The organism is Candidatus Nanosynbacter sp. TM7-057 (assembly GCF_022828295.1).
In the GTDB taxonomy this organism is placed as follows: Bacteria; Patescibacteriota; Saccharimonadia; order Saccharimonadales; family Saccharimonadaceae; genus Nanosynbacter.
This window is the reverse complement of record NZ_JAJQJT010000001.1, coordinates 132,003-152,605: the sequence shown is the minus strand read 5'-3', so window position 1 is coordinate 152,605 and position 20,603 is coordinate 132,003. Positions and strand designations below refer to the sequence as shown.

The window sequence follows — 20,603 nt, the reverse complement described above, 5'->3', positions numbered from 1 at the left end:
TAAATCAACAAGGAGCTTAATGTGAGAAGAATTGACATTATTAAACGCGCCGGTCGAAATTTGGGGCAATCAAAAGGTCGCACGATTTTAACCGCGCTGGCAATTTCAGTTGGAGCGTTTACGATTGGTCTGGCGCTGATGGCTGGAGAAGGCGGTCGGCTGTATACGAACAGTATGGTCGACGCGGCTGGCGATAAAAAATCTGTTTCGGTCTATAAAAAAGTGACCTCGTCGGGGCCTGATAGCAATCTTCCGGAATATAGCGACTCGGAAGATACGGAAAATAGTCAATCTAAGGCGATAGAGAAATATTCGATGACTGATAACGACGTGAAAAAAATACAGAAAATCCCGCACGTGAAAAAAGTGACGCCAGCTTATTCCATGTCAGGAGTTTTATATGTCAAAAGTTCGGCAAGTGACAAAAAATTCGTGCCTAGCGTAACTGTGAAGTTTGATAAAACCCGAATGGAACTTGCGGCTGGTAGTTTGGATGATTTTATGCCGAAAAAGGGTGAAGTTGTTATTTCAGAATCTTACGTGAAAAAAATGGGATTCAGTGATGCAAAATCAGCAATTGGGCAAACGATTACACTAGGATTGCAAAAAGGAACTTCATCAAGCAAGGGTGCTGACAAGGAAATATCTCTGAAAGTCGCAGCAGTCGATAAACCTTCGGATACGATCCTGTTTTACCAGCCGACTGTGCGCGTTTCTGTGGACGACGCTAAGGATATTTACGACTTTAGTCACCCTAAAGATTTGCCTAATGAATATTCTTACGTAATTGCGTCAGTTGATGATGAGAAAAATGTTGAGGCAGTGAAGAATGGGCTTGGCAAGGATTATGAGTCGTATTCGATTCAGGACACGCAAAAAGTTATTTTAACTTTTGTGAATGTGGCTCAAATGGCGCTGATCGGGTTTGGCGGTTTGGCGCTGCTTGCGAGCGTGTTTGGAATTGTTAATACGATGTACATCTCGGTCTTGGAGCGAACTAGCCAGATTGGGCTAATGAAAGCTTTGGGAATGCGAGGTTGTGATATCGGTAAAATGTTTAGATATGAAGCGGCGTGGGTTGGACTTCTTGGCGGCTTAATTGGTGTTGGATTAGCAAGTTTGATGTCTCTACTTAACCCTATGATTGCTAGTTTTTTGAAGTTGGAGCAAGGCACAAATTTGTTAGTCATTAATCCTTTGCAAATGGCACTGTTGATAATCGGGCTGATGATTATGGCGGTGCTTTCTGGATGGCTGCCGAGCCGCAAGGCAACAAAATTAGATCCAATTGAAGCGTTAAGGACGGAATAGGAGAATTGTTATGATTGAGCTTAAAAATGTGACGAAAATTTACGGCAAAAAGAAGAACCAATTTGTGGCGCTAAATGATGTGAGTTTGCGAATTCCGACGGGCGTGAGTGTGGCGATTTTGGGAAAATCTGGTTCAGGAAAATCGACGCTGATGCACGCAATTTCTGGCCTGGATCGACCGCAGCAAGGTGAGGTGATTATTGACGGTCAGGACATTCTGAAATTGAAACAAAAGCAAGTTGACGAGTTCCGCGCGAGAAAAATAGGTTTTATTTTTCAGAGTTTCTTTGTTCAGGGCAATGAAAGCGTGGCAGATAATGTGAGTTTGCCGCTGGAAATCGTGAAAATGCCAAAGGGCTTGAGGGAAAGTAAAATCAATGAGGCGTTGAAGGCGGTGGACTTGTATGAGAAGCGCAAGAATCGCGCGAAGGATTTGTCGGGCGGTCAGAAGCAACGTTTGGCGATTGCGCGGGCAATTGTCGGTAGTCCTCAGATTATTTTTGCGGACGAACCTACAGGAAATTTGGATAGCGAAACTGGCGCGAAGGTGGAAGAATTGCTGTTCAATTACAACAAGCAAGAAGGCGCAACGCTGATTATCGTGACGCACGACGTTGATTTGGCTAAGAAATGTGATTATCAAATCCTGATCAAAGACGGCAAAATTAAGGGTTCTAATATACCGAAAGAAGGTAAAAGTGGACGTTGATAGCTATGCGGAAAGCTTGGCAGTTCAGTTGCGAAAAGGATTTTTGGTCTACTGCGTTTTACTAGTTTGTTCTGATAAAGCGCAGTACGCTGGCGATATCGTTAAGCAATTGAACAATTCGGATTTAACAGTGGTCGAAGGTACGATTTATCCGCTGCTGAATAGGCTGCAGAAAGATGGATATTTGCAGCACGAATGGCAGGAAAGCGAGCAAGGCCCGCCGCGAAAATATTATTCATTGACAGATCACGGCGATCAATTGATTCACGAACTTAAAGATCGCATAAATATGTTAAATAATTCGCTTGATAACTTAGAGAAAGGAATAAAATAAATGAAGGAAATAACTAGGATTCATCTGGCAAAAACGGCGTTTAGTGTGGAAATTGACGCTAAGAAATCGCTAGAAAAATATCTTAATTCGATTCAGAAAAATATGCACGCCGACGCGGAAGCGATGAAGGAAATTGAGGCGCGAATGGTTGAAATTCTAGCCGAGCGTGGCGTGATGAAAGAAGGTATTATTAGCGATGATGACGTTTTGGCGATTAAAAATCAAATGGGCGAGCCGCGCGATTTTTCGGATGATAGTGAGGACTCAACTGATGAATTGACGGATGACAATGAGAAGCCAGAAAAGCAATTGATGCGCGACACGGACGGGGCTGTCATTGGCGGCGTGTGTGCGGGAATAGCGGCGTACTTTAATATCAATCCGTTGTGGGTGCGACTGATTGCAATTGTCTTGCCGTTCGTGACATTCGGTACGATGGTGCTGGTTTACCTCGCGATGTGGGTGTCAATGCCGCCAGCAAAAACCGCGTCGGACAAATTACGAATGCGCGGGAAGCCAGTAACTTTGGCTGCACTTAAGGAGGCTTCCGCTGATGGAAATTCAACTGTGTCTGCCAGAAAAACTCCAATTGCGAAATTTTTCCAATATTTTGTTGGTGCCGTAGTGTTGTTTACGACGCTAGCGATACTGTTTGGGCTGATTGTTGGCGGGGCGCTTGGTGTTTCCGTGGTTAATATGCTCGGCGGTTTGGGAATGCAAATGTGGGCGTGGGGAGTATGGATTTCCTTGGCAATTGGCGGAATTGCGACGGTTGTATTTGGCGCAATTGTAACGCGTAGTATATTCGCTTGGAAGATCAATCGAATGTCTGTAATCACAATGATCGTGGCGGCATCCGTTGTTTTCATGAGCTTGGCAAGCGCCGCAATATTTAGCGCGCACGCTGGCTTGGAATATGCACGTGAATCGCAGCAGCTCACGAAGAAAGTGAATATCGATATTCCAGATACGACAAACGCTAATTCAATTTTTATCAATATGCCAGTGGGGAATGTTTCGCGAATAAGTTCTGACAAATTTAAGGTGGAAGCGGAGTTTGTGGATTTACCAAAGGCGAATAAGCCAGAAATTAACGTGCATCGCGATGGCGATAAAATCGTGCTGTCCGTTTCTAAAAATTGTAACGCGATATTCTTTGACGGTTGCTTGAATTTTTATAAGCCGATAACTGGCTTGAAAATTTATGCTCCTGCGGGCGTGAATGTTAGTGGTTTGTTCTATCACAACTCGATTGAAGTGGAAAACCCCGAACCTTAGGCTCACACATTTGAATGATTTTACCGCTAATGCTACACTTGAAGAATGAAAGGTAATTTTTAAGCGTGGCTTGGTGGCAAGCGATCATTCTCGGCGTAATTGAGGGAATTACGGAGTTCTTACCGATTTCTTCGACTGGACATTTGACGATTGCTGAGAAATTGTTGGGAATGCGAATTGACGATCCGAGTGTCGTGGCTTTTACAGCGATAATCCAGATCGGAGCAATTCTGGCGGCGGTGATTTATTTCTGGAGCGATATCTGGCGAATCCTGCAGGCTTGGTGGCGTGGTTTATGGTGGAAGCGGGCGCGTCGAAAGTTTGATTATAAATATGGTTGGGCAATTATTATCGGCTCAATTCCTATTGCGATTGTCGGATTATTATTTAAACATGAAGTTGAAACGGTTCTGCGCAGTTTGTGGTTTGTGGCGTTTGGGCTGATTGGCTGGAGCGTTGTTATGTGGCTGGCTGACAATCGTGCGGTAAATAACAAGCGTGGCGAAACTGAGACAAGCTGGAAAGACACTCTGGCAATTGGCGCGGGGCAATGCTTGTCGCTCATTCCGGGAGTTAGCCGTTCCGGTGCGACGATTTCAGTCGGTCTGTTTCGTGGATTTGACCGCGTGTCGGTTACGAAATTAAGTTTCTTCTTGGGTATTCCAGCACTAGTCGCAGCAGGACTATTGGAAGTCGCTACCAAATATAAACACATTTCTGGCGGCGTTGGCTGGACTCCAACTATAGTTGCCACGGTGGTTTCATTCGGCGTCGGTTATTTGGCCGTGTCGTGGCTATTGAAGTTTATTCAGAGTAATAATTTCCGACCATTCATAATTTATCGATTCGCATTAGGTTTGGTGTTATTGGTTATGCTTAGTATGGGAATGATTTCTCACGTTTAAAAGATTTTATTCAGAATTGTTATATAATGAAGATATGTTAGACATTAAGTTCATCCGAGAAAATGTCGATTTGGTGCAAAAGTCGGCAAACGATAAAGGCTATAAAGTTGATATTGCGGCATTGTTGCAATTAGACGATGAGCGTCGCGATTTGCAGAAGCAGGTTGAAGCGCTACGCGAGCAGCGTAACGCAATTTCAGCGAAAATGAAAGGCGGCCGACCAGACCAAGAGCTGATTGATCAGGGCAAGCAATTGAAAGTTGAGCTGGCAGAGCGTGAGAGTTATTTGAAATCGGCCGAGGAAAAAGTTGCGGCAGTTCTTAAAAACGTCCCGAACATCACTTTTGACGACGTGCCTCTGGGTGGCGAAGAAGATTCTGTTGAGGTAAAAGTTTATGGCGATTGTAAAACTGGTGCAAAGGATCACTTGGATTACGCTGTAGGTCGCGGCTGGGTGGACTTTGAGCGCGGCGCTAAGGTGGCTGGTGCGAAGTTTTATTATTTGAAGGGCGATTTGGCTTTGCTGGAAAATGCTGTAACTCAATTTGCCTTGGATTACGTAACAAAGCAAGGCTTCACATTTATGACCGTGCCGCATATGGTTAATTTACGAACAGCTGAGGGCGCAGGTTTTACTCCAAAGGGCGAGGGCAGTAACGAATATGTAGTTGACGGCGAAGATTTGACGCTAATTGGTACGGCGGAAATGCCATTAACCGGCTATCACGCGGACGAAATTTTGGACGAAAAAGATTTGCCATTGCTATACGCTGGATATAGTCCTTGCTATCGAAAAGAGGCGGGAACATACGGAAAGCACACGCGTGGTCTGTTCCGAGTTCACCAATTTAATAAACTGGAAATGTACGCGTTTTGTCTGCCTGAGCAATCTAAAGAAATTCATGAGAAAATTCTTAGCGTTGAAGAGGCGCTTTGGCAACAAATTGGGATTTCTTATCACGTGGTTAATATTGCGGCGGGCGATTTGGGTGCACCGGCTGCAAAGAAGTACGACATTGAATATTGGTCGCCAGTTGATCAAACTTACCGCGAACTGACGAGTTGTTCGAACTGTACTGATTATCAAGCTCGTGGTTTGGACATTCGAGTTCGCCGAGAAAATGGCACGATTGAATCTGTTCACACATTGAATGGAACTGCGGTGTCGCTGGCTCGCTCATTGGTGGTGATTTTGGAGAATTTCCAGAATCCAGATGGAACTTTGACTGTCCCTGAAGTGCTTCGTCCATATATGAATGGTCGTGACGTGATATAATAAGAGCGTATTAGTTAGTAGGAGGAAAAATGATTAAGGATATTACAATTACTGGCGTTAAATATGAGCTGAACGCTACAACAAAAAAATACGTTGAAAGGAAAATTGGTTCGTTGGGAAAATACTTGCCGCGACATGCCCGAAAGAGCGCGTCTGCAGACGTTAAGATTAGGCAGATTGACAATCCTGGCGGCAACAAGTACGAGGTTGAAGTTATTATCAATGTGCCAGATAAGAAAATTGTAGCTAAGGATTCAACCATGAACGTTTTGGCTGCGGTGGATATTGTTGAAGCTAGGTTGAACGGTCAAGTTCGTAAGTATAAAGACGATGTGTTGGCTCACGTTGGCGGAAGTCGCGGAATTTTGGCGAAGCTGAAGCAAACTTTCGGTCGAAAATAATTGATAGATGAAATTAGCAGAAAAGCGTTCAGATTCTGGGCGCTTTTTCTTTTCAAATTGTCTGAAAAAAGTTATAATAAAAGAAGTTTTTGAAAATGCCTGAAAGTGAGGGAGTTTTAAGGTTTATGGCAATTACACAACAAAAAGCGCTGAGTAAGATTTTTGGCGATCCACAGAAGAAGATTTTGAAACGATTGCGTAAGCAAGTTGATGTTATTAACGGTCTGAATGACAAATATGAAAAGATGTCCGACAAGGAGCTTCGGGCGCAAACTGATGAGCTGAAAAAGCGTTTGTCGAAGAAGAGTGTGACGCTTGATACGATTTTGCCAGACGCGTTTGCTGTAGCAAGGGAAGCTGCTAAGCGTGTGATTGGCGAGCGTCCGTATGACGTGCAGTTGATTGGCGGTATGGTTCTTCATGAGGGTAACGTTGCCGAGATGAAAACTGGTGAAGGTAAGACTCTTGTGGCGACCTTGCCGACTTACTTGAATGCTTTGGAGGGCAAGGGTGTTCATGTGGTGACGGTTAATGACTATTTGGCGCAGCGCGACGCCGGTTGGATGGGTCAAGTATATGATTTCCTAGGTCTGACTACTGGTGTGATTATCAATGAGGCGTCATTTGTTTATGATAAAGATTACGACAATGAGCATCACGACGATCCTCGAATGCGAAAACTTCGTCCAGTTTCGCGTAAGGAAGCTTATGCTGCGGACATTACTTACGGAACTAACAACGAGTTTGGCTTTGACTATTTGCGCGACAACATGGTTAACGACGTTGATTTGCTCAGGCAGCGTGAATTGAACTTCGCAATCGTTGACGAGGTTGACTCAATTTTGATTGACGAAGCTCGTACGCCACTTATTATCTCTGCTCCAGCGGCTGAAAATCCTGACAATTATTACACGTTTGCTAAAATCGCCGCGAAGTTGGTTCCGGAAGATTACGTTTTGGATGAGAAGCGCCGAAGTGTTGCCTTGACTGATGAAGGTGTTGAAAAGGTTCAGAAATTGTTGGGAATAAAAAACTTGTACACACCAGATCACGTGCGCAGTGTTTATCATATGGATCAGGCTTTGCGAGCGCAGACATTGTTCAAGCGCGACAAGGATTACGTTGTAACCAACGACGGTGAAGTGATTATTGTTGACGAGCATACTGGTCGTTTGATGCAGGGTCGCCGTTACAACGAAGGCTTACATCAGGCCATTGAGGCAAAAGAAGGCGTTCCTGTGCTGGAAGAGAGTATGACCTTGGCGACAATTTCCTTCCAGAATTATTTCCGTCTGTACAATAAATTGAGTGGTATGACTGGTACGGCATTTACCGAAGCTGAGGAGTTCCAGCAAATTTATTCACTTGATGTTATCCAAATTCCACCGAACAAACCAGTTATTCGTGAGGATAAGGAAGATCTGATTTTCAAGACTGAAAAGGCCAAACTGAAAGCTGTCGCTGAGGCGATTAAGGATTACCATAAGCAAGGTCGTCCTGTTCTGGTTGGCTCTGGTTCTATTGAAAAGAACGAGCAAATTGCCAAATATTTGGAAAAAGAAGGCATTAAGTTTGAGATTCTGAACGCCAAGAACAATGAGCGTGAGGCTGCGATTGTTGCGAAAGCCGGCGAGAAAGGCGCGATTACTTTGGCCACGAATATCGCTGGTCGTGGTACCGACATTAAGCTTGGCGAGGGCGTTAAGGAATTGGGTGGCTTGGTTGTTATCGGTTCAGAGCGACATGAATCACGCCGAATTGACAATCAGTTGCGCGGTCGTGGCGGACGCCAGGGCGATCCAGGCGAGACTCAGTTTTACGTTTCGACCGAAGATGATTTGATGCGAATTTTCCAGGGCGAGCGAATTGCGTCGTTGATGGATAGGCTGGGCGTTGATGATGATACGCCAATCAGAACTCGCGCCGTATCGAAAACATTGGAAGCGGCGCAGAAGCGAGTTGAAGGCTACAACTTTGATACGCGCAAAAATGTTGTTCAATATGACAATGTGATTAACCGTCATCGCCGCGTCGTTTATGTTATGCGACGTAGGATTTTGGAAGGCGATAATATTAAGCCGGAAATTGAGCGATTATTGCGAGCTAAAGTTCACGAATTGACAACTCTTCCATCAAAGAATAATCCAAAGTTTGTCGAAGATTTCTCTGTAATTTTCCCGGTTGATAAGGAAAAAATTGAAAAGGTTGGTAAGGAAAAGAAGGATCGTTTGCGCTACGAGAAGGCGCTGGAGCTGGCTGAAGAAGCTTACGCGGAGAAAGAGCGTGAGATTGGCGCTGATGATTTGCGTGGAGTTGAGCGCGAAGTCTACATGGCGGTGTTGGATACGTTGTGGATGCAACATTTGGAAAATATGCAACATTTGCGCGAAGGAATTCACTGGCGAAGTGTTGGACAGCGTGATCCTTTGGTGGAATACCGATCAGAATCCCAGAAGTTGTTTGAGAGTTTGCAGGCTAATCTCCGCGATGAAGTTTTGGCAACGATATTTAATATTCATAAAGCCGACGCTACAGTTCGTCAATCTCAAGACGACGAATATGACACTGAGCTAACTAGGTTGGCGGAAAATGCCGTTGAGCGTGGCGTAAATGAAATTGGTTCGGGCGAGGAAAATCGCGACGATGACTTCTCTGTGAAAAAGGGCAAGACTAGCGCGGAATCAAATCGTGCGAAGAATCAAGCTCGAAAGAAGAAAAAGACTCAGCGACAGAATCGTAAGAAAAATCGTAAATAATCAGAGAATTAAGCAATGAAACATACAGTTGAAGAAATTAGACTGAAGAATGGTGCGCGTGGCTTATTGATTGACATTCCAGACGCTACGGTAATGAGTTTTCAGGTGCAATTCAGGGCAGGCAATCGCTATGTTTTGAATAAAGATATTTACGAAACGGCTCACATTATGGAGCATATGGCGTTCGGCGCGAACGAAAAGTTCCGTTCGGAGCATAATTATGAGCAGGAATTTACCAAGAATGGCGCTTATCATAACGCTTACACTTCTGACTATTCAATGGTTTATGAAGCGATTTGTGCGGATTTTGAGTGGGACAGGATTTTGGAGCTTCAGAGGCTGGCTATTACAACGCCGCGTTTCAATGCCGATGAGCTTGAGGCGGAAAAGGGCAATGTTCGCTCTGAGTTAACTGGTTATCTCAACAATCACAATCGTGTGATGTGGCCGCGCATTCAGCAGGCGCTGGGTGAAGATATTTTGACGTATAATCAGCGCCTAAAAACAATTGCTAATATTGAACTGAAAGACATTAAAAATCATCACAAGCGAACGCATACTTTGAAGAATATGCGGTTTGTGGTGGCTGGAAAAATGGCTGGACGAAAAGCGGCTATTAAAGAACATCTTGAGGGTTGGCAATTAGAGACGGGCGAGCGATTCGTTATTCCGCGCGATGAGCCACGTAGGGCTAATCCGGTTTTAGTCAGGAGAAAAGAGGCGACGAATTTGACGTTTGGCTGGTCAATGATGATTCCGCGCGAGCTAAGCGATGAAGAAGTCACGGCTATGAACGCATTGAATCACATTCTGACCGGCACGATGAGCTCACGGATTTTTGGTGCGGCTCGTAAAAAAGGCTTGGCGTATGGTATTTTTAGTGATACGTCGATTGGTTTTTACGATTCGGCTTGGGATTTTGGTGGACAAGTAAATGTTGAAACTGCAGAAAAGCTCTTTGATATTATCGTGAGAGAGTTGAAGAAAGTTTTGGCTGGATCTATTTCTGATGAAGATTTGGAAAGTGTGAAATCGTATTCGTTGGGTCGTTATCAAATGGGCGCTCAAACTGTTGGGCAAGTAAGCAATTTTTACGTAGGACGATATTTTGCTGATGATTTTGTAAGAGATTATGCCGCTGTTCCAGATTCTATTTTGGCGGTAACTCCTGACCAGTTGATTGAAACGGCTCGTCAATTTTTTGCATCAAACACATGGACGTTGGCGGCAGTTACTTCGGAAGAAAAAGAGTTATTAACAAAGCTGTACGACAAGCTCGACAAGCTGTTTTAGGGTGTAATCGTAAATTGCCCGTGATATAATCAGGTTATGAAAATTGTCATTGCTGGTTTTGGTGTTGAAGGTCAATCTAATTTGCGTTATTTTCGGGAGAAGTTTCCAGAAGCTGATTTTTTGGTGGCGGACGAGCGTGAAAAAGTAGATAATTTGCCGGAAAATGTGGCTTATCAGACGGGATTTTCGGGGCTGGAGGATGCAGATTTAATCGTTAGGTCGCCAAGTCTTCCGCCAAAAAAGATAAAGACTAACGGTCGAATTTGGTCGGCGACAAATGAGTTTTTTGCCAATTGCCCAGCGACTATAATTGGCGTGACTGGCACAAAAGGCAAGGGAACGACGTGTAGTTTTATCTCGTCGATTTTGCGCGCGGCGGGTAAAACCGTTCATTTGGTGGGGAATATTGGCGTGCCAGCTTTGGATATTTTGCCGAAAATTGAGAAAAATGACGTTGTTGTTTATGAATTATCCAGTTTTCAATTGTGGGATTTGCAAAAATCTCCGCACGTTGCCGTGGTGTTGATGATTGAACCTGACCACTTGAACGTCCACGCTGATTTTAATGACTATTTGGCGGCAAAAGCGAATATTGCCAAGTTCCAAACCGCGGACGATTATGTTGTCTATAATTCTCAAAATAAGTTTAGTTCGTCGATTGTAGATACGAGTTCGGCGCAGAAAAAGGAATATCCATTTGTTCTCTCGGACGATATAACTTCTGCGATTCGCTTGCCAGGGAAACATAATATTGACAATGCGTGCGCGGCGATAGCGGCGGTGAAATCGATTTTGCCGAACGTGTCGGATGATGAGATAAAGAAAGGGCTTGGTGATTTTACTGGACTTCCGCATCGACTGAAGTTTGTTGCTGAAAAATACGGCGTGAAATATTACGATGATAGCATTTCGACAACTCCGGGCAGTGCGATTGCGGCATTAAAAGCTTTTGTAGAACCGAAGATTTTAATTTTGGGCGGCTCAGATAAAGGCGCGGATTATTTTGAACTAGCAGAAGAAATTGCCAGGCAAAACGTGCGACTGATAATTATCAATGGCGCTAACTCTGGTGAAATTAGGGAAGTTTTAAGGGAAGAAAAAATTGATTGCGGAATTGTCCAATTGAATATGGCAGGAATGAAAGAAGTTGCCAAATTAGCCAAAAATAAAGCGCAATCTGGCGACGTGGTGATCCTTAGCCCAGCGGCTGCCAGCTTTGATATGTTTAAGAGCTATTCTGATCGTGGCGAGCAATTTGTCGCCGCCGTAGAAGAGCTTTAATCTTGATAGACTTCTGGTTTTAAGATGCCGATGTATGGCAAGTTGCGATATTGTTGGCGAAAATCCAGACCGTAGCCAACGACAAATTCATTCGGCGTATCAATACCTACATAGTCGGCCTTTGCGTCAACTTCGCGCCTTTCTGGTTTGTCTAATAGCGAGCATATTTTTACCGACGCAGCATTTTTTGCGGCAAATAATTCTCTTAGCGCTTGGGCGGTTCGACCGCTGTCAATTATGTCCTCAACTATCAACACATGCCTATCCGTTACGTCGGTGTCCAAATCTTTGATAATTTTTACAGATCCAGAAGATTTTGTGTCGTCGCCGTAGCTGGAGACCGCCATGAAATCAATTTCCATATAGCAATCCATCGCCCGTATCAAGTCGATCATAAACGGCGCCGCGCCGCGTAAAATACCCACGACGACAGGATTTTTATCGTGATAATCCTCGGTCAATTTTTTCCCAAGTTTCTGAACTGCCGTTTTTATTTCTTCGTTCGTAAATAGAATTTTCTCAATATCTTTATCCATCTTTTTATTTTAACAGAGAATTGAGCGTTGAAAAATGGTACAATAAAATATATGCAACCGCTAAAAAAGAAAATTGGTGAATTAGAAAAAGAAATTGAACAGGCTAAAAAAGCGCTGAAGTTTTCTGATTTGGAGCAGAAATTGGCGGAGCTGGATGATCAATTAAACCAGCCAGAAATTTGGAATAATCCTGATTACGCCCAAGAATTAACGAAACAGGCCGCCAGCCTTCGTCAGACCGTCGAGCCTTGGCAGACTTTGACAGTGCAGGTTAGTGATATGGTGGAGTTGATGGAGCTTGGTGATGACGATTTATTGCCGGAATTCCAAGCACAAGTTGCGGCAATCGAGAAGAGTTTTGATAGACATAAAACCGATTTGTTGTTTTCTGGCGAATATGACAATCGCTCGGCAATTATGCGTATTTCCGCTGGAGTTGGCGGACTGGATGCTCAGGATTTTGCGGCGATGTTGGAGCGAATGTATTTGCGCTGGGCGGAAAAGTCTGGAATGAAAGTTGATACGCTGGAACGCTCAACAAATGACGACGCTGGAATTAAAACGGTCGTTTTGGAGATTTCTGGATCTTTTGCTTATGGAAAATTGCGGTCGGAAAATGGCGTGCATCGTTTGGTGAGATTAAGTCCGTTTAATGCGGACAATTTGCGCCAGACTAGTTTTGCGCTTGTCGAGGTTTTGCCGAAAATTGACGCGCCCGATGAAATATCAATTGACCCGAATGACTTAAGAATTGATGTCTATCGTTCGGGCGGCAAGGGTGGTCAAGGTGTGAATACGACAGATTCGGCGGTTCGAGTGACGCATGAGCCGACAGGGATTACGGTGGCTATTCAGAATGAGCGCTCGCAGATTCAGAATAAAGAAACGGCGTTGAAGATTTTGCGGTCAAAATTGCTAGCGATGAAATTAGAGCAACACGCCGAAACTTTGTCCGACCTTAGGGCTGGCGAATCGGCAAACTGGGGTAGTCAAATTAGAAATTACGTTTTGCATCCATATACGCTAGTTAAAGATACGCGCACAAAGCACGAAAATCGCAACGCTCAAGGTGTTTTGGACGGCGATATTGACGAATTTATCACGGCATATTTAGAACAAAATGCTAATTCTAAAAATATTTAGCTTATGGTATAATACTAGTAATGATTCTGTTAGATAGGGTAACGAAGAACTACGGAAAAAGTAACAAGCCGGCATTGAATCGAGCAAGCATTCATGTTGGCGCTGGTGAATTTGTGATTATTGTTGGCACGTCGGGTGCTGGCAAATCGACACTTTTGAAGCTTTTGACTCGCGAAGAAAAGCCGAGCTCTGGAAAAATTGTGGTTGGCGGAATTGATTATGACAATTTGAAGGACAAACATATTCCGCTGTTGCGTCGGAAAATTGGCGTGGTTTTTCAGGATTTTAAGTTGCTTCCGAATCGAACGGTGTTTGAAAATGTGGCGTTTGCGCTGGAAATTGCTGGAATGACAAATCGGGAAATTAAGGCAACTGTGCCGAAGGTGATCGAGTTGGTTGGTCTTAAGGGGAAGGAAAAGCATTTTCCTCATCAGCTTTCTGGCGGTGAGCGCCAGCGTGTAGCAATTGCGCGTGCGGTGGTGCGTCAGCCGAAGATTCTGATTGCAGATGAGCCGACTGGAAACTTGGACCCGAAGCATAGCTGGGATATTGTTCGCTTGCTGGAAAAGATTAACAAGTATGGCACGACGGTTATTTTGACGACTCACAACGTGGAGATTGTTAATAAATTGAAGCGACGCGTTATTACAATTGATCATGGTAAAATCACCTCTGATCAGGCGAGAGGGAGTTATAAACAGTAATGAAATCAGTTAGTAAATCCAACAAGAACAAAGAAACTATCCGTATACGTCAGCGTCGAAGAGGTTGGTTGACGTTTGTCAGAATGTGCCGATATGGCATCAATAACTTCAGTCGTAATGCTTGGCTGACAATTGCTGCGACTGCGGTAATGAGCGTCACGTTGATTATCGTGTTTATAACATTATCAGCGCGTCAGGTTTTGGTTGATACCGTTTCAAATGTCTCCAAGCGTGCCGATATGTCAATTTACTTAAAGGGTGACACGCCAGAAAAAACGATTAAAACGATTAAATCTCGAATTGAAAAATTAGATAATGTCGATAGCGTTAAGTATATTTCCGCAGAAGAAGCGCGTGAAAAGCAAGCCGAGCAATATAAGGACAATCCAGATACGCTTGAGGCGATTCGCGAGTCTAGTAATGAGATGTCGGCAACGCTTCGTGTTTCCGTGAAAGAATTGAACAACCAGCAGTCATTAAATAATTTTGTTAAAACAGATGATTTGTATAAAAAGTACAAAGATCCTAACAGGGAACCATCATTCTCGGGCGAACGTCAGCAAGCTATTAAAACAGTTGGTAGTTGGGTGAGATTGGCGAGTATTGGCGGGTCAATCGCTACAGTTGTTTTCGTGGTGATTTCTTCGCTTGTGGTCTTTAACACCATTCGCATGGCAATTTTCAACCGCAAGGATGAGATTGAAATGATGAAGCTGATTGGCGCAGAACGCAGCTTCATCAGAGGTCCGTTTATCGTTGAGGCTATAATGTACGGATTTATCGCGGCAATTATCGCAACGGTGGTTGGGTATGGACTGTTAATTTTTGCACATGATCCGATGGTAAAATACGGAATTCCTATCGATAATCTTTTGAATCATCTAAAAATGTACGGCGTGCTGGTTTTCTTGAGTATGATTCTGGTCGGCGCGGCAATTGGCGTGGCGTCATCCTGGGTGGCAACTCGCAAATATCTTAAGTTGTAAAAGTCCTTGACATACTGATTATGCTTATGCTAACATAGACGTATGAAACTACGGTCCACCACACCAGTTTCGGCATCATTAGTCAGCAGAGCTTCTCTGGTGGCGATGTCTGCATTGCTCGCTGGATCGAGCATTTTTGGCTTGGCATCACACGTATTAGCTCGCGACTATAACGCCGAAATTCAGGCAAAACAACAAGAAGCAGACAACTATAATTCTGAGGCTTCGCGCTTGGGTGAGATGGCTGATAGTTTACAGGCGGAACTCGATAAGATAAACGGACAGATATCAGCTATCCAAGCGCAGATTTCTGACAGCCAAAAGAAGATTAATAGTCTTAATGATCAGATAAAAAAGAACGAAGAGCTAATTAAGCACAATCGTAAAGCGATGGGGCGAATTTTGGCGGATTTGTATGTTGATGATCAGATTTCGCCGCTAGAGATGCTTGCTAGCTCAAAAAATATTAGCGATTACATCGATAAGCAAGAACAGCGTAATTCTCTGAAAACTTCATTGAATGATAAGATTAAAGAAATTAAGTCTTTGCAGAAAAAGCTGGAAGAGAATAAAAAGTCTGTCGAGAATACACTTCGCGACCAAGAATTGCAGCGCAACGCGATGGCGGCTAAACAGTCTGAGAAGGCAAAACTGATTACTGACACGAAGAACGACCAAAATAACTATGCGGCGCTGGCTCAAAAGCGTAATTCCGAAGTAGCTAAATTACGTGAAGAGCAGGCTGCAGCCAACCGACGAGCTCTTGGTGGTAGTAATGTTTCGATTCCGGGCGGTGTACCTGGCGGCGGCGGCTATCCTGGCGCCTGGGCGAGTGCTCCACTCGACGCTTATGTCGATCCATGGGGGCTATACACGCGTGAATGCGTGAGCTACGTGGCTTGGAAAATCCATAGTACTGGACGATATGTTCCGCATTTTGGTGGCGCAGGCAACGCAAATCAGTGGCCATCAACTGCGGCACGTCATGGCATTTCTAGCGGCTCAACACCAAAAGCTGGTGCAGCAGCCGTGATGAATATTGGATATTACGGTCATGTTATGTATGTTGAATCTGTCAATGGCGACGGAACTATTACCGTTAGTGATTACAATTTTGCCTGGGATGGTTTATATAGGCATTACACACGCTCAGCTTCAGGATTGACATACGTTTACTTCTAGTCGGCATAGTGATACGCAAAAACGCTCGTGCTAACCGAGCGTTTTGTAGTATAATAAGCATATGGTTACGGGAGAAAAAAGACAGCAATTAAGTTGGTTTTTGACGATTGTTATTGTGGCTATTGTTAGTTTTGTAGCAGGAGCTCGCTCCGATGCGCTGTTTGCTAACGTGGCGTCGGTATTTGGTGTTAGAACTTCAAATAAGACAATCGACTTATCTAGCGTTCAAAAAACATATCAAGAACTGATTGCTAATTATGACGGAAAATTGGATACTCAAAAGTTAATTTATGGCGCCAATCGCGGGCTAGTTGAAGCGGCTGGCGATCCTCATACGGTGTATATGGATCCTGACGAGACGAAAGAGTTTGATAAGTCATTAAGTGGCCAAATTGGTGGTGGAATTGGTGCGGAGATTGGTCTTAGGAATAATAAGCCAACTATCATAAAACCCCTGGAAAATAGTCCAGCTCAGAAGGCGGGAATTAAGGCTGGCGAGGTGATTGTTAAGGTGAATGACGAGGCTTCTTCTGACTGGTCAGTGGAAAAAGTTGTGAGTAAAATTCGCGGAGAAGTTGGTACATCCGTTAAATTGACGTTATTAAGCGGTGGCCAAACGCGTGAGGTGTCGGTTGTGCGTCAGAATATAGTTTCTCCGGCAGTAGAGTCGGAAATTGATGGAGAAATTGGTATTTTGAAAGTTAACCGATTTGGCGATGATACAGTGAGCTTGGCCAGGAAGTACGCTTCGGAGTTTGTTGAGAAAGGTGTTAAAAAGGTGATTTTGGACTTACGGAATAATCCTGGCGGAACGGTTGGAGCTGCTCAAGGGCTATTGGGTATTTGGCTAGACAATCAAATAGCTATGACCGAGCGTAGAGGTTCTGAAATTGTTAAAACGCTGCGTACAACTGGAACGCCAATTCTGGGCAACATGAAGACGGTGGTGCTTATCAACGGCAATAGTGCCAGTGCTAGCGAAATTACAGCTGGGGCGCTTCGTGAATACGGAAAAGCCACGCTGGTTGGGCAGAAGAGTTACGGCAAGGGAAGTGTGCAGATTGTACTTGGGCTACCTGGCGGGTCGCAAATGAAAGTTACTGAAGCCAGATGGTACACGCCAAAGGGCAAAAATATAGATAAAACTGGTATAGAACCTGATGTAAAAGTTGATCTTTCGTCGGACGATGTCAATAATAACATAGATCCGCAGGTGGATAAGGCGAAGTCGTTATAAAGCTTGTGTTTTTGGGCTGGACAACATAAAATGGAGATAGTATGAACGGACAAAAAAAGAAGATTTTACTAGTTGAGGATGATATGGCTCTGTCTGCGGTTTATAGGTCGCGACTAGAGATTGAAGGGTTTGATGTTAGAGAAGCTAATAACGGAGAAGATGCCCTGTCTGCCACTGTTGAATATCGTCCAGATTTGATTCTTTTGGATGTGATGATGCCAAAGATTAGTGGCTTTGATGTCCTGGATATTCTTCGCAATACGCCAGAGACTGCTAACGTGAGGATTATTATGCTAACAGCACTTAGTCAGCCAAAGGACAAGGAGCGCGCTGAGAGCTTGGGCGTTGATGATTATTTGGTGAAATCTCAGGTTGTAATTGGCGACGTTGTGGCGCGCGTAAAGCATCATTTGGGTATTCAATAGATAAACAAATCGAGCGAAGGTCAGCCTCTTAGGGGTTGACTTTTTGCTTGTTTTTTGGTATAAGGTAGTTATATATGGAAAAACCAAAACCAACACAAAATCACAAACAAGAACGACCAAAAACACTGGAAGATTATGTAGTTGCAACTTTTCATGACGATGCTGACCCAGATATTGCAACATCTCCGCTAACCGTTATTCGCAGTGGTCAAGACGGAAAAGGCGTCAGGCATGATGGGGGCTGGATTTCTGGCGATATGCTAAGTGTGTGTGACACTGGTTCTGAGGAGGATATTGGTCCGATTGAGTTGTTTGTGAAAGTACATAAACCGATTAAAGTTTATGGAGGGCATGTTTACGAAGAGCATATTATTGCAACTAAGATTGTGTCATTGAAGAAGCTCCAAAGTCGAGAAGCAAATAAAGGTTTTGACGAATCTTATATTCAGGATCTTTACGGAAAATCTACTGAGGAAATGCTTAAAGAAGGAGCAGAGGCTGCTGATCAAGTTTGGCGGCAGAAACATACGGCTAGTGATTGGAATAGTCTGTCGACTGCGGAAACGGGGCTAGATGAAAGTGATAGCCCAGAGCTAAATCGTTTTGATAAGAGAGTACTAGAACTGATGAGGCCTCTAGAGACTGACGTGGACGGAATGTCTTTTAGGGACGATTACACATCTGTGAAGTTGAAATTTGAGCACCTGCTTGACCCGAATTATGTGCCGTCAAATAATGTAGAGGACGCTGCCGTTAGAAACCCAAAAGGAGTTCCTGTATCTGAGAATAGCTTTAATGCTGCGAAAGAGGCTATTGATAATCTAGCTATGAATCCATCGTTAATGCAAATAATTAATCCCGAGAGGTTGCTTGACTCTAAAGCGTTAATAAATAACATTAGAGCTAGTCACCTGACGCGTTGCCGCTTGTTTGAATATTTAACTTCCAGTCTTGATAGGCTGGCAGCCGTTAATCCAGGCGCTTTGGCAGACAGAGTTCTTCGTAACTCAGAGGATAATCTAAAAGCTCCTAATTATCTCGGAGGTGATTATTATGCGGGTAAAATGCGCAGTCGTGAATATACTGTAGTGCTGGCAATTGCCATGATGGATGGGTCATTTAATGTGGACAGACAAAACAAAAAACAAAACGGTTACTCATTACAGGGGCGGCAAAGAGAGAAGTGGTATGTATAGAGATTCTGCAAGGGCGCTTCTCGTATATGTAAGAAATAATTATTAATATTAAAACAACTCCGTATTTACCGGAGCTATTTTAATAAAAAGTTTTTACCGATTAAAGAACAACAACTTGCGTTCGGCGTTCTGATTTGCCGGTAAACTTAGTTTTCTTAACTGACTTAAAGCCAACTACGCCATCTTTTGCCGCGTGGATGGTGAAATTACGGCTAACGTATGTACCGTCACCAGCGATCTTTGTGGCACCAGTTTGGCGAACTAGAACTTCTCCAGCGGAAACTTTTTGACCGCCAAATCGCTTAACGCCAAGACGTTGACCAGCATTGTTGTGGATATTCTTACTAGAACCACCAGCTTTAACCTTTGACATTCTTTACTCCTTATAGTTTCTATAAAACAATCTGTTCTAGTTTATCGAAAATAAAGCCAGTTGTCAAGCGGTTTTGGCTATATCTGCGGGTTTTAATACCAATATTTCTCTGGCAACGACTTGATCTTCGCGGTAATATAAGAGGTTTTTATCGATAATTTGCTGATATCCAAGTTTTTTAAGATTCTTTATCAGAGGCAGGTGAGTAAATTTACCTTCGCGATTTTGCCACGCTGGAACGGCTATGCAAAGCGTCGTGTCTGGGTGGATTTGCGAATGGATATTTTGTAGAAAATCGCTAATTATGTGATTACAATTTCCGACTACTTCGTGAAGTTTTTCTGGGCTGGGTGGTGCGGAAAACGGCTGACCTAAATATGTTTCGCAAACAACGCGAGAAATCCGCTCCTTCTGTTCATTCGTCAATTTTACAGAGGTAGCGTCGGCCTGATGCGCTTGCCAGAAAGTGTTTGTCGAAAAAGTTTTTTCTACCCAGCTCATATTTTCAGTCGTGTAAGATATCATCTTATCGCTCAAATCGCTGCCATAAGCATTCACGCCGATAAGCGCAGCTTCTTGTAGTACCGTTCCTGTGCCACAAAACGGATCCCAGAGATAATCGTCAGGTTTTGCGCCAGACAGGTTAATCATAATTTGTGCAAGCTTGGGTGGAAGCATTCCCACGAAGGCATCGCGCTTTGGTCGTCCGCGGTCGCGCTGAGTATATGAATTGATATTTTGAGCGCCACGACTTTCAGCGATTATCAAATCTCCGTACACGTTCTTAGCTATGATAATTTCAATTTTCGCCTCAGACCTGCCGAGTTTATTATTGTGAGAGGTCGCAGTGGACAGCGCGGCGGTTTTATTAGGAATTAGACGTAAACTGACGCCAGATTTTCTCAGGTTATTTTTCAGGATAATTCCTATTTTTTGAATGTTGCGCGGATCCATTTTATTGCCATAAAAACTTATTCCGATGGTTATTTTTTTCTGACTATTCGAAAGTTTTTTCGTGTATTTTTCAACAATAATTTTTGACGCTTGGAGCAGGGTATTGTGGTCTGATTTTTGCGACTTTATCTTCGTGATGATTTGTCCGCACTTAATCGTTCCACCGAGATTGTCAATTGATAAATTGTCGCAATTAACCGTGGCGGCTTGGTTGGAGATTTTTTGGACGTTTTGAGTGCCGTAAACCGCCTCTAATTCAGCGATAGAGATTTCAGGTTGACGGCCAAGAATAGCTATAAACATATCGTAATTATAACATTTAT

The 20,603-nt window shown here is 43.8% G+C and carries 20 protein-coding genes; 17 read left to right on the top strand and 3 right to left on the bottom strand.

The window, feature by feature from the left end; genetic code table 11:
* Positions 1-21: 21 nt before the first annotated feature.
* The 10 genes from LRM45_RS00780 to murD all read left to right on the top strand — a co-directional run bounded on the left by LRM45_RS00780 (position 22) and on the right by murD (position 11,544).
* Positions 22-1,311 carry an ABC transporter permease gene (locus tag LRM45_RS00780; RefSeq protein ID WP_243826357.1) on the top strand — a complete coding sequence of 430 codons (1,290 nt, stop codon included), beginning with the start codon at positions 22-24 and terminating at the stop codon, positions 1,309-1,311.
* 4 nt (positions 1,312-1,315) lie between these two features.
* Positions 1,316-2,020: an ABC transporter ATP-binding protein gene (locus LRM45_RS00775; RefSeq protein ID WP_445083022.1), complete on the top strand. Its 705-nt coding sequence runs from the start codon at positions 1,316-1,318 to the stop codon at positions 2,018-2,020.
* Complete coding sequence (locus LRM45_RS00770; protein WP_243826355.1) at positions 2,010-2,354, top strand: PadR family transcriptional regulator; 345 nt, start codon at positions 2,010-2,012, stop codon at positions 2,352-2,354. The genes LRM45_RS00775 and LRM45_RS00770 overlap by 11 nt, the downstream gene beginning before the upstream one ends.
* Positions 2,355-3,632, top strand: coding sequence for a PspC domain-containing protein (locus tag LRM45_RS00765; RefSeq protein ID WP_243826354.1), 1,278 nt, complete (start codon positions 2,355-2,357; stop codon positions 3,630-3,632).
* Between the two features lie 65 nt (positions 3,633-3,697).
* On the top strand, positions 3,698-4,537 hold the full coding sequence (locus tag LRM45_RS00760) for an undecaprenyl-diphosphate phosphatase (RefSeq protein WP_243826353.1): 840 nt from the start codon (positions 3,698-3,700) through the stop codon (positions 4,535-4,537).
* 34 nt (positions 4,538-4,571) lie between these two features.
* Positions 4,572-5,813: a serine--tRNA ligase gene (gene serS, locus LRM45_RS00755; RefSeq protein ID WP_243826352.1), complete on the top strand. Its 1,242-nt coding sequence runs from the start codon at positions 4,572-4,574 to the stop codon at positions 5,811-5,813.
* Between the two features lie 29 nt (positions 5,814-5,842).
* Positions 5,843-6,214 (top strand): ribosome hibernation-promoting factor, HPF/YfiA family, encoded by a 372-nt coding sequence (gene hpf, locus LRM45_RS00750; protein ID WP_129636610.1) that lies wholly within the window; start codon positions 5,843-5,845, stop codon positions 6,212-6,214.
* Between the two features lie 125 nt (positions 6,215-6,339).
* On the top strand, positions 6,340-8,970 hold the full coding sequence (gene secA / locus LRM45_RS00745) for a preprotein translocase subunit SecA (RefSeq protein WP_243826351.1): 2,631 nt from the start codon (positions 6,340-6,342) through the stop codon (positions 8,968-8,970).
* 15 nt (positions 8,971-8,985) lie between these two features.
* Positions 8,986-10,263 (top strand): M16 family metallopeptidase, encoded by a 1,278-nt coding sequence (locus LRM45_RS00740; protein ID WP_243826350.1) that lies wholly within the window; start codon positions 8,986-8,988, stop codon positions 10,261-10,263.
* A gap of 36 nt (positions 10,264-10,299) precedes the next feature.
* Positions 10,300-11,544 (top strand): UDP-N-acetylmuramoyl-L-alanine--D-glutamate ligase, encoded by a 1,245-nt coding sequence (gene murD / locus LRM45_RS00735; RefSeq protein ID WP_243826349.1) that lies wholly within the window; start codon positions 10,300-10,302, stop codon positions 11,542-11,544.
* On the opposite strand, the gene hpt is transcribed toward murD, so the two are convergent.
* The gene (hpt, locus tag LRM45_RS00730) at positions 11,541-12,080 is read right to left on the bottom strand and encodes a hypoxanthine phosphoribosyltransferase (RefSeq protein ID WP_243826348.1); all 540 of its coding nucleotides are present in this window, start codon (positions 12,078-12,080) and stop codon (positions 11,541-11,543) included. The genes murD and hpt overlap by 4 nt on opposite strands.
* 51 nt (positions 12,081-12,131) lie before the next feature.
* On the opposite strand from hpt, the gene prfB reads away from it, so the two are divergent.
* The 7 genes from prfB to LRM45_RS00695 all read left to right on the top strand — a co-directional run bounded on the left by prfB (position 12,132) and on the right by LRM45_RS00695 (position 18,953).
* Positions 12,132-13,223, top strand: a complete 1,092-nt coding sequence (prfB, locus tag LRM45_RS00725; RefSeq protein WP_243826347.1) for a peptide chain release factor 2 — start codon at positions 12,132-12,134, stop codon at positions 13,221-13,223.
* Positions 13,224-13,243: 20 nt separating this feature from the next.
* The gene (ftsE, locus tag LRM45_RS00720; RefSeq protein WP_129632464.1) at positions 13,244-13,927 is read left to right on the top strand and encodes a cell division ATP-binding protein FtsE; all 684 of its coding nucleotides are present in this window, start codon (positions 13,244-13,246) and stop codon (positions 13,925-13,927) included.
* Positions 13,927-14,913 (top strand): cell division protein FtsX, encoded by a 987-nt coding sequence (locus LRM45_RS00715; RefSeq protein WP_243826346.1) that lies wholly within the window; start codon positions 13,927-13,929, stop codon positions 14,911-14,913. The genes ftsE and LRM45_RS00715 overlap by 1 nt, the downstream gene beginning before the upstream one ends.
* Before the next feature lie 42 nt (positions 14,914-14,955).
* Entirely contained in the window at positions 14,956-16,095 is a 1,140-nt protein-coding gene (locus LRM45_RS00710) for a CHAP domain-containing protein (protein WP_243826345.1), read from the top strand.
* A gap of 61 nt (positions 16,096-16,156) precedes the next feature.
* Positions 16,157-17,332 carry a S41 family peptidase gene (locus tag LRM45_RS00705; RefSeq protein WP_243826344.1) on the top strand — a complete coding sequence of 392 codons (1,176 nt, stop codon included), beginning with the start codon at positions 16,157-16,159 and terminating at the stop codon, positions 17,330-17,332.
* A gap of 41 nt (positions 17,333-17,373) precedes the next feature.
* Positions 17,374-17,757, top strand: coding sequence for a response regulator (locus LRM45_RS00700; protein ID WP_129632476.1), 384 nt, complete (start codon positions 17,374-17,376; stop codon positions 17,755-17,757).
* Positions 17,758-17,831: 74 nt separating this feature from the next.
* Positions 17,832-18,953: a hypothetical protein gene (locus LRM45_RS00695; RefSeq protein WP_243826343.1), complete on the top strand. Its 1,122-nt coding sequence runs from the start codon at positions 17,832-17,834 to the stop codon at positions 18,951-18,953.
* A 100-nt stretch (positions 18,954-19,053) separates the two neighbouring features.
* Here the strand turns inward: LRM45_RS00695 and LRM45_RS00690 are convergent, their stop codons facing one another.
* Complete coding sequence (locus tag LRM45_RS00690) at positions 19,054-19,326, bottom strand: 50S ribosomal protein L27 (RefSeq protein WP_129632482.1); 273 nt, start codon at positions 19,324-19,326, stop codon at positions 19,054-19,056.
* A gap of 63 nt (positions 19,327-19,389) precedes the next feature.
* Positions 19,390-20,583, bottom strand: coding sequence for a TRM11 family SAM-dependent methyltransferase (locus LRM45_RS00685; RefSeq protein ID WP_243826342.1), 1,194 nt, complete (start codon positions 20,581-20,583; stop codon positions 19,390-19,392).
* Between the last annotated feature and the right edge of the window lie 20 nt (positions 20,584-20,603).

Excerpts from the sequence above, each read along its gene's own strand:
- secA (WP_243826351.1), top strand. The coding sequence starts at position 6,340 with ATGGCAATTACACAACAAAAAGCGCTGAGTAAGATTTTTGGCGATCCA.
- LRM45_RS00695 (WP_243826343.1), top strand. The coding sequence starts at position 17,832 with ATGGAAAAACCAAAACCAACACAAAATCACAAACAAGAACGACCAAAA.
- LRM45_RS00710 (WP_243826345.1), top strand. The coding sequence starts at position 14,956 with ATGAAACTACGGTCCACCACACCAGTTTCGGCATCATTAGTCAGCAGA.
- LRM45_RS00715 (WP_243826346.1), top strand. The coding sequence starts at position 13,927 with ATGAAATCAGTTAGTAAATCCAACAAGAACAAAGAAACTATCCGTATA.
- ftsE (WP_129632464.1), top strand. The coding sequence starts at position 13,244 with ATGATTCTGTTAGATAGGGTAACGAAGAACTACGGAAAAAGTAACAAG.
- serS (WP_243826352.1), top strand. The coding sequence starts at position 4,572 with ATGTTAGACATTAAGTTCATCCGAGAAAATGTCGATTTGGTGCAAAAG.
- LRM45_RS00765 (WP_243826354.1), top strand. The coding sequence starts at position 2,355 with ATGAAGGAAATAACTAGGATTCATCTGGCAAAAACGGCGTTTAGTGTG.
- LRM45_RS00700 (WP_129632476.1), top strand. The coding sequence starts at position 17,374 with ATGAACGGACAAAAAAAGAAGATTTTACTAGTTGAGGATGATATGGCT.
- prfB (WP_243826347.1), top strand. The coding sequence starts at position 12,132 with ATGCAACCGCTAAAAAAGAAAATTGGTGAATTAGAAAAAGAAATTGAA.
- LRM45_RS00690 (WP_129632482.1), bottom strand. The coding sequence starts at position 19,326 with ATGTCAAAGGTTAAAGCTGGTGGTTCTAGTAAGAATATCCACAACAAT.
- LRM45_RS00685 (WP_243826342.1), bottom strand. The coding sequence starts at position 20,583 with ATGTTTATAGCTATTCTTGGCCGTCAACCTGAAATCTCTATCGCTGAA.
- LRM45_RS00705 (WP_243826344.1), top strand. The coding sequence starts at position 16,157 with ATGGTTACGGGAGAAAAAAGACAGCAATTAAGTTGGTTTTTGACGATT.
- murD (WP_243826349.1), top strand. The coding sequence starts at position 10,300 with ATGAAAATTGTCATTGCTGGTTTTGGTGTTGAAGGTCAATCTAATTTG.
- hpt (WP_243826348.1), bottom strand. The coding sequence starts at position 12,080 with ATGGATAAAGATATTGAGAAAATTCTATTTACGAACGAAGAAATAAAA.
- hpf (WP_129636610.1), top strand. The coding sequence starts at position 5,843 with ATGATTAAGGATATTACAATTACTGGCGTTAAATATGAGCTGAACGCT.
- LRM45_RS00740 (WP_243826350.1), top strand. The coding sequence starts at position 8,986 with ATGAAACATACAGTTGAAGAAATTAGACTGAAGAATGGTGCGCGTGGC.